Origin of the sequence: Actinoplanes sp. DH11 (assembly GCF_020873875.1) — a bacterium.
GTDB lineage: Bacteria > Actinomycetota > Actinomycetes > Mycobacteriales > Micromonosporaceae > Actinoplanes.
This window is the reverse complement of the sequence record NZ_JAHWGU010000056.1, coordinates 22,887-29,761: the sequence shown is the minus strand read 5'-3', so window position 1 is coordinate 29,761 and position 6,875 is coordinate 22,887. Positions and strand designations below refer to the sequence as shown.

7 protein-coding genes are annotated in these 6,875 nt (G+C 72.7%); 2 read left to right on the top strand and 5 right to left on the bottom strand.

Features of this window, described 5'->3' with window-relative positions:
- The first annotated feature begins 402 nt into the window (after nt 1–402).
- Together LPA41_RS40530 and LPA41_RS40525 are read left to right on the top strand one after the other, a co-directional pair.
- Entirely contained in the window at nt 403–1,290 is an 888-nt protein-coding gene (locus LPA41_RS40530) for a DUF5996 family protein (RefSeq protein WP_229076813.1), read from the top strand.
- 53 nt (nt 1,291–1,343) lie between these two features.
- A complete protein-coding gene (locus tag LPA41_RS40525; RefSeq protein WP_229076812.1) occupies nt 1,344–2,540 on the top strand; it encodes an alcohol dehydrogenase catalytic domain-containing protein in 1,197 nt (398 codons plus the stop codon).
- 201 nt (nt 2,541–2,741) lie between these two features.
- On the opposite strand, the gene LPA41_RS40520 is transcribed toward LPA41_RS40525, so the two are convergent.
- Genes LPA41_RS40520 through LPA41_RS40500 form a run of 5 tightly spaced genes read right to left on the bottom strand, consistent with a single transcriptional unit; the run spans nt 2,742 to nt 6,814 of the window.
- Complete coding sequence (locus tag LPA41_RS40520; RefSeq protein ID WP_229076811.1) at nt 2,742–3,347, bottom strand: hypothetical protein; 606 nt, start codon at nt 3,345–3,347, stop codon at nt 2,742–2,744.
- Entirely contained in the window at nt 3,344–4,657 is a 1,314-nt protein-coding gene (locus LPA41_RS40515; protein ID WP_229076810.1) for a hypothetical protein, read from the bottom strand. The genes LPA41_RS40520 and LPA41_RS40515 overlap by 4 nt, the downstream gene beginning before the upstream one ends.
- The gene (locus LPA41_RS40510) at nt 4,654–5,454 is read right to left on the bottom strand and encodes an ATP-binding cassette domain-containing protein (protein ID WP_229076809.1); all 801 of its coding nucleotides are present in this window, start codon (nt 5,452–5,454) and stop codon (nt 4,654–4,656) included. Before LPA41_RS40510 ends, LPA41_RS40515 begins: the two co-directional genes overlap by 4 nt.
- A gap of 11 nt (nt 5,455–5,465) precedes the next feature.
- Nucleotides 5,466–6,266, bottom strand: a complete 801-nt coding sequence (locus tag LPA41_RS40505; protein ID WP_229076808.1) for a zf-HC2 domain-containing protein — start codon at nt 6,264–6,266, stop codon at nt 5,466–5,468.
- Nucleotides 6,263–6,814 (bottom strand): RNA polymerase sigma factor, encoded by a 552-nt coding sequence (locus tag LPA41_RS40500; RefSeq protein WP_229076807.1) that lies wholly within the window; start codon nt 6,812–6,814, stop codon nt 6,263–6,265. The genes LPA41_RS40505 and LPA41_RS40500 overlap by 4 nt, the downstream gene beginning before the upstream one ends.
- Nucleotides 6,815–6,875: the final 61 nt, after the last annotated feature.

The following is a 6,875-nucleotide window of genomic DNA, read 5'->3' as shown; positions in this document are numbered from 1 at the left end:
AGCAACGTCGCGCGTTCCTCGTCTGACAGCGTCAACGGTGCGACAGGGCGCCCAGTCCTTGGCATCTCACCACGCTACACCACTTATCAGGCGAATTTGTGGCGCAGGACACTAGCAGATCAACAACTCGCCAGGGACGGCGACACCGGGCCGGGCGGGGCGCGGGTTGTGCGCGGACCTTGTCGGCTGGGTGGGGATCCTGGGTTCGGCGGTCGGGAAGGGGTGCGCGGGGCGTGGACGGTGTGGCGTGGACGATGGGGCGTGGACGGTGTGGCGTGGGCGGCGGGTGCCTCGGTGGCGGGGGACGGGATGGTTGCGGGTGGGTGCGGCGGGGGACGCGTACTCGATGCTGGGTCGGGGGCTAACGTCGGGGGAACCGGACGCCGAGCAGAGGGGGCGCGGATGGTGGCGTGGCCGCGGTTGCGGGTCGATGAGTGGGCCGATACGAAAGACACCCTGCACATGTGGACGCAGGTGGTCGGGAAAGTGCGGATGGCGCATGCGCCGTGGGTCAACCATTGGTGGCACGTGACGCTTTATCCGAGTGCGCGAGGGCTCACCACGTCGGCGATTCCGCATGCGGACGGTGTTTTCGAGCTCGAATTCGACTTCCTCGAGCATCAGTTGCGGATCAGTACCAGCATGGGGCGTTCGCGGACGGTGGCGCTGGAGCCGAAAACGGTGTCCGCGTTCTACGCCGAGACGATGGAGGCGTTGCGGGCGGTGGGTGTCGAGACGCGCATCCACGCGGTGCCGAACGAGGTCGACCCGGCTATCGCATTCGCCGAGGACGATGTCCATCGCAGCTATGACGGCGCGGCGGCGCAGCAGTTCTGGCGTCAGTTGCTGCAGGTCCAGCGGGTGATGAACGAGGTGCGCTCCGAGTTCTACGGCAAGGCAAGTCCGGCACATTATTTCTGGGGCGCGATGGATCTGGCGTACACCCGCTTTTCCGGGAGGCAGGCGCCGCCGCATCCGGGTGGCGCACCCAACTGCCCGATTTCGGTGATGCGGGAAGGCTATTCGCACGAACTGGCGAGCTGCGGTTTCTGGCCCGGCGGCGGGGCGGAGGGTGCCTTTTATGCGTACGCCTACCCGGAGCCACCCGGCTACCCGGAATACGCCGTCACGCCCGCCGAAGCCCGTTACGACTCCGCGCTCGGCGAGTTCGTGCTCCCCTACGAGGCGGTGGCGGAATCGTCCGATCCGGACGCGGCTCTCGCGAGTTTCCTGCGGTCCACCTTCGCCGCGGCAGCCGAATTGGGCGACTGGAGTTCCGCCTCGAAATGACGCCGACCGCTGGTGGGAGGCGTAGGGTGCGGCCGCGTCGGTAGATTGTGGCCGTGCGAGCCATTGTCGTGGATGCTGCCCGAGCCCAGCCCGAGGTCCGGGAGGTCGCCGAGCCGGTGGCGCCGCCCGGTGGGGTGGTGGTGCGGGTGATGGCTACCGGGTTGTGCCGCAGCGACTGGCACGGCTGGGTGGGGCACGACGACGACATCGTGTTCCCGCACGTTCCGGGGCACGAACTCGCCGGTGTGGTCGCCGCGACGGGCGCCGGTGTCCGCGAGTGGGCGGTCGGTGACCGGGTGACCGTGCCGTTCGTCTGCGGGTGCGGCAGGTGCGAGTGGTGTCGTAGCGGTCAGGCGCAGATCTGCCCCGACCAGCAGCAGCCCGGGTTCACCCACTGGGGGTCGTTCGCGGAGTTCGTTGCGCTGCACGCCGCGGATACCAACCTGGTGGCCGTTCCTGATCAGGTCGGGTTCGCGGCGGCGGCGGGACTGGGGTGCCGTTTCGCCACGGCGTACCGGGCGCTGGCCGGCCGTGCCCGCCTCACCACGGGGGAGTGGGTGACCGTGGTCGGCGCCGGCGGTGTCGGCCTCAGCGCCGTGATGATCGCCCGTGCGCTGGGCGGCCGGGTGATCGCCGTCGACCGCAACCCGGAGGCGCTGGCCGCCGCTGCCGCCCTCGGCGCGGAACACACCGTGCTCACCGGATCGGGGGGAACGGCGGACGGGGGGCGAGGGCGCGCGAAAAAAGCGACGGCGGGGGAAGGCGCGCAGGTCGCGGAAGACGCGCAGGTCGCGGGGGACGCGCAGGTCGCGGGGGACGGTCAGGTCGCGGGAGACGCGCGAGTCGCGGCGGGCAGGGCGGTCACCGATGTTCCGGCGGTTGTCGCGGACCTCACCGGGGGCGGGAGCCACGTCGCCGTCGACGCCGTCGGCAGCGAGCAGACGTGCGCCGACGCCATCCTGAGCCTGCGCCGCCGCGGCCGCCACGTCCAGGTCGGCCTGTTGCCGCCGATCGGCGGCCACCCGCGGGTGCCGATGTCCCGGGTGATCGGGTGGGAGTTGGATGTGCTGGGCAGTCATGGGATGGCGACGGCCGACTATCCGGCCATGATGGGGCTCATCGAGGCGGGCGTGCTCGACCCGCAGCGCTTGATCGCAAGGACTGTCGGTCTCGCCGAAGCCGCGACCCTGCTGCCCGTTTTTGATCAGTCGACGTTCGCCGGCATGACGATGATGGACCCCACCCGCTGAGAGGCCCGCACCTCGCGCAAGGCGGCGGGGAGGGGCGCGGACGGCGGTGAACGCGGGGGCGCCGGCGGGGGGGGCGGTGAGCGCGCGAGCGCCGGCGCGGGGGGCGACAGGGACGTGGACGGCGGTGAGCGTGTGCGCGGGCGGCGGCAGGGACGCGGACGGCGGTGTTCGCCCACGAGACCGTGAGCGAACACCGCCGGCTCAGTGCTGGGCGGCCTCGGCGGGCGCCGCCCGCACCGGCCCCGCGACCGTGTAGGCGATCAGCCCCCCGATGGCGAGCACCCCCGCCGTCACGGCCGCGGGCACGCTCTGAGGCGCCTGCATCTGCCAGGTCAGCACCCGCCACAGCAGGTTCGTGTCCTGCCCGAACAGGATCGCCACCAGCGTCCAGCCCAGCGGCAGGAACCAGGCCCGGGCGGTGCCGAGGGTTGCCGCGCCCAGCGCGGTCATCCCCAGCAGCCCGGCCACGTCCCGCACGACCAGCCAGCCCGGACCGAACCGTGCCCCGGTCAGCAGCGTGATCAGCAGCAGCCCGGCCACGAACAGGAATCCGGCCAGCAGGTGCGCGAGCCGGCGCGGCAGCCAGGAGAACGCGGCCGTGGATTCCAGGGCGTCGTCGGGCCCGCCGAGGGTCGCGGTCACTGCCACCACCATCAGCAGCAGGGTCAGGACGACCAGTTGCAGGTCGGCGTCAGGGGTGTCGGAGCTGATCGACCAGGTCGTCCACATCAGCGCGACGCATCCGGCAGCTCCGGCCAGCGCCAGCGGGGCGCCGCGCGTGCGCAGGTAGAGCGTGAGCCACCTCATCGGGGGCTGCCACCGAACAGCCCGTCCCGGACCTGGCAGGCCAGGGCGGCCTTGCGCAGCGCCACGACGCGGTTCATCGCCTCCGCCTCCGGCAGCTGCCGCAACTGCTCCCACAGGCGTACGGCCTCGTCGCCGGCGTCCGGGTCGTAGTCGTCGGTGCTGACCGGGGCCTGGCCGAGCAGCCAGTACCCGGCGGCGAGCCGCTCGGCCGGGCTCGTGAAGCCGGCCTCACACTCGCGGGCGCTGCTGAACGCTCCCGCCACCACCTCGCCGGTGACGTGCTCCTCGTCGGCCAGGTGCCCGCTCGGGGTGACCTTCATCGTCAGCAGGACCACGTCGGCCTCGAATGCCGGGAAGGTGTCCGGGTACGCGTACGTGTCCTCATGCACCCGGGTCGGCCCGCCCGGCAGTTTCGCCAGCACGGTCAGGCCCTCCTTGGCCGGCCCGGCCACCTCGGCCAGCAGTCCCTGGTGGACGCGGCTGACACAGACCGGCCCGTCGCAGACCAGTTCCCGTGCCACCGGGTCGACGGCGTCGGTGACCTGCCGGTTCTGGTGCGGCATGACGGTGATCGCCAGGGCGGCACCGAGGACCACGGGCAGCAGGGCGGCGACCCGCGGGCGCCAGCCGGTGGAGGTGAACAGCAGCACCGCTGTCGCGGCGAGCGCGATCATCCAGAGCGTCTGGGCCAGGCTGACCCGGCCGGGCACGGTGGCGTACGCGCCCGGCATGTTCATCTCGTAGATCGGCGAGAACACCAGCGCCAGCCAGCCGTGGGGCCTGGTCAACGCCGGGATGAGCAGCAGCAGGCCGAGGCCGGCGATGCTCAGGGCCGGTGCGGTGACCGGTGACGGCAGCAGCCGGCCGACGGCCAGGCCGAACCAGACGGCGCCGACCAGGGCCAGTGCGCCGACCGCCATGACGGTGAAGAACGACGCGGGCAGGTAGGTGGCCGTCCCGAAGATCCAGATCGCGCCGGCGAGGCTCATCGCCAGGTAGGCGGCGACCACCGCGAGCGCCATCACGGCCAGCGCCGGCACGGAGCGCCTGGCCACCGGGAGCGGCGTGCTGGCGAACAGTTCGGCCACCTTGGACCGGCTCTCCCGCCGGGCCTGCCAGGCGCCGGCGGCGAGGGCGAGCGGCCAGAGCACTGCCAGGAAGAGCCGCTGGCTCATGGCCAGCTGCATCCACCCGTCGGCGAAGCCGATACCTTCGGCGAAGAAGAGCAGCAGGACGCCGACGACCGCCAGGATCAGCGCGGACCCGGCCGCCGCGGAACGACGCAGTTCGGTGCCCAGGACGCGGCTCATCGGTTGCCCACCGCCCGGTGCCGGCGCAGCAGCGCGGAGTAGCCCCGTTCGGCCGGGCTGTCGCCGGCGTCGCCGTCGCCGCCCTGCGCCATCAGGTCGGCCGGGGTGCCCTGGTAGACGGTCCGGCCCTCGTTCATGATCACCACGTCGGAGCAGGCGGCCACCACGTCCTCGACCAGGTGCGTGGAGACCAGCACGCAGCTGTCCACGCCGACGTCGCGCAGCAGTTCGCGGAAGTCGAGGCGCTGTTCCGGGTCGAGTCCGACGGTGGGTTCGTCGAGCAGCAGCACCGCCGGGTCGTTCACGATCGCCTGGGCGATACCGGCCCGGCGCAGCATGCCGCCGGAGAGCGTCTTCATCCGGGCGTCGGCCTTGCCCGCCAGCCCGACCCGCTCGATCGCCCGCTGTGTCGCACCCGGCACCACGGTCTTCGGCATCTCCTTGAGCCACGCCATGTATTCGACGAACTCGCGCACCGTGAACCGGGGGTAGAAGCCGAACTGCTGCGGCAGGTAGCCGAGCCCGCGCCGTACCAGGCGCAGGTCGCCGCGGCCGTCGACCTGCTCGCCGAGCAGCGACAGCTGCCCGCCGGCCGGTTTCAGCACCGTGGCCAGCGCCCGCATCAGGGTGGTCTTGCCGGCGCCGTTGGGGCCGAGCAGGCCGTGCACGCCTGTGTTCAGAGCCAGGTCGAGTCCGTCGACAGCCACGTGGCGGCCGGCGCGGACCCGCAGGCCCTGCGCGTGCACCGCCCACGGGTATGTGGTGGGGGCCGTCTCGGCCGCACTCACCGTTCGCATGGGTGTTCCCTTCAGTTGTGGCTGGTCAAGCGGCGGAAGCTGGTGCTCTGGGCGGCGGCGGCCGCGGCCAGGGCGAGGGTGAGCAGGGCCCAGGCGGGGGAGGTGCCGGGCTGCAGCATCACGGGCAGTTCGGTGGTGACCAGGGCCGGCGCGATGACGGCGGCGGTCCAGGTCACGCCGAGGCCGATGGCGGCGCGGCGGACACCCACGAGCGCGCCGAGCGCGATGGTCGCGGCGGCGAAGGCGAGGCAGGGCAGCAGGGTCAGGGCCAGCGAGACGCCGGTACGGCTGCTCGCCACGGCCAGCGCCGGTACCACGACCGCCAGCACCCCGGCGGTGCGCCGCAGCAGCATCGTGAACCCGGCCGCGGCGGTTCCGGCGATGAGTTCCCAGGCCGGGTCGTGGCGGCGGCTCCAGGCGACCGCCACCGCCGGCAGGGGGGCCACCGGGGCCAGCAGCATCACCAGCGACGGCATGCTGGGCTTGATCGCCTGGAGGCCGGCCGCGCAGGCCAGGACCGCCACCGTCATGATCAGCCAGGGGGTCAGCTGCCAGACCGTCCAGCGGTGGCGGGCCGCCGTCCAGCGCCGGCGGGGCGCCGGGGCGGGCTGGGCGGCGATGTCGTCGTCCAGGGCGGCGGCGACCCGGGCGAGCAGGTCGCGGGAGTCGTCGGCGGTGCTGTCGGCGACAAGCGCGCGGCAGTCGGCGCAGTCCTCCAGGTGCACCTCGACGGACCAGGCGGTGACCTCGTCGAGGCCGGCTTCCCGGTCGGTGTAGCGGGCGATCACGGCGGGGCTCGGGTGGGTGGTCATGACAACGCCTCCCGCAGGGCGATCCGTGCCCGGCGGGCCCGGGACTTCACTGTGCTTTCCGGGACACCCAGCAGGACCGACGTCTCGCGGGCGGACAGCCCGTCGAGGACCATCGCGCGCAGCACCTCGCGCGCCTCCGGCGGGAGGACCAGCAGGGCTTGTTCGAGTTCCTGGCCGACCCGGCCGGCCATCACCTCGTCCTCGGCGGCGGGGGCGACCGTCGCGGTCGTCGGCACCGGGGGAACCTGGTTCTGCCGGGCGCGGCGGCGGAAGGCGTCGACCAGGCGGTGGGCGGCGATGGTCCACAGCCAGCCGGTGGCGGTGCCCGACGTGGCGGTGCCCGCGAAACTGCCGGCGGCGCGCCAGACCGCGAGGTAGGTCTCCTGCATCACGTCGGCGACCAGGTCGTCGTCGGCGCACCGGCGGCGCAGCCGGGCGAGCAGCCACGGCGACGTGCGCCGGTACAACTCGTCGAATGCGCGCCGGTCGCCGGCGGCGGTGCGGCGGACGAGTTCTTCCTCGTCGGCCGCGTTCAGGCTTCGTCTCACGATCAGCTAGACGAATCGTCCCGCCGCGAAGGTTCCTCAACGACTGTGACCTGAGTCACAG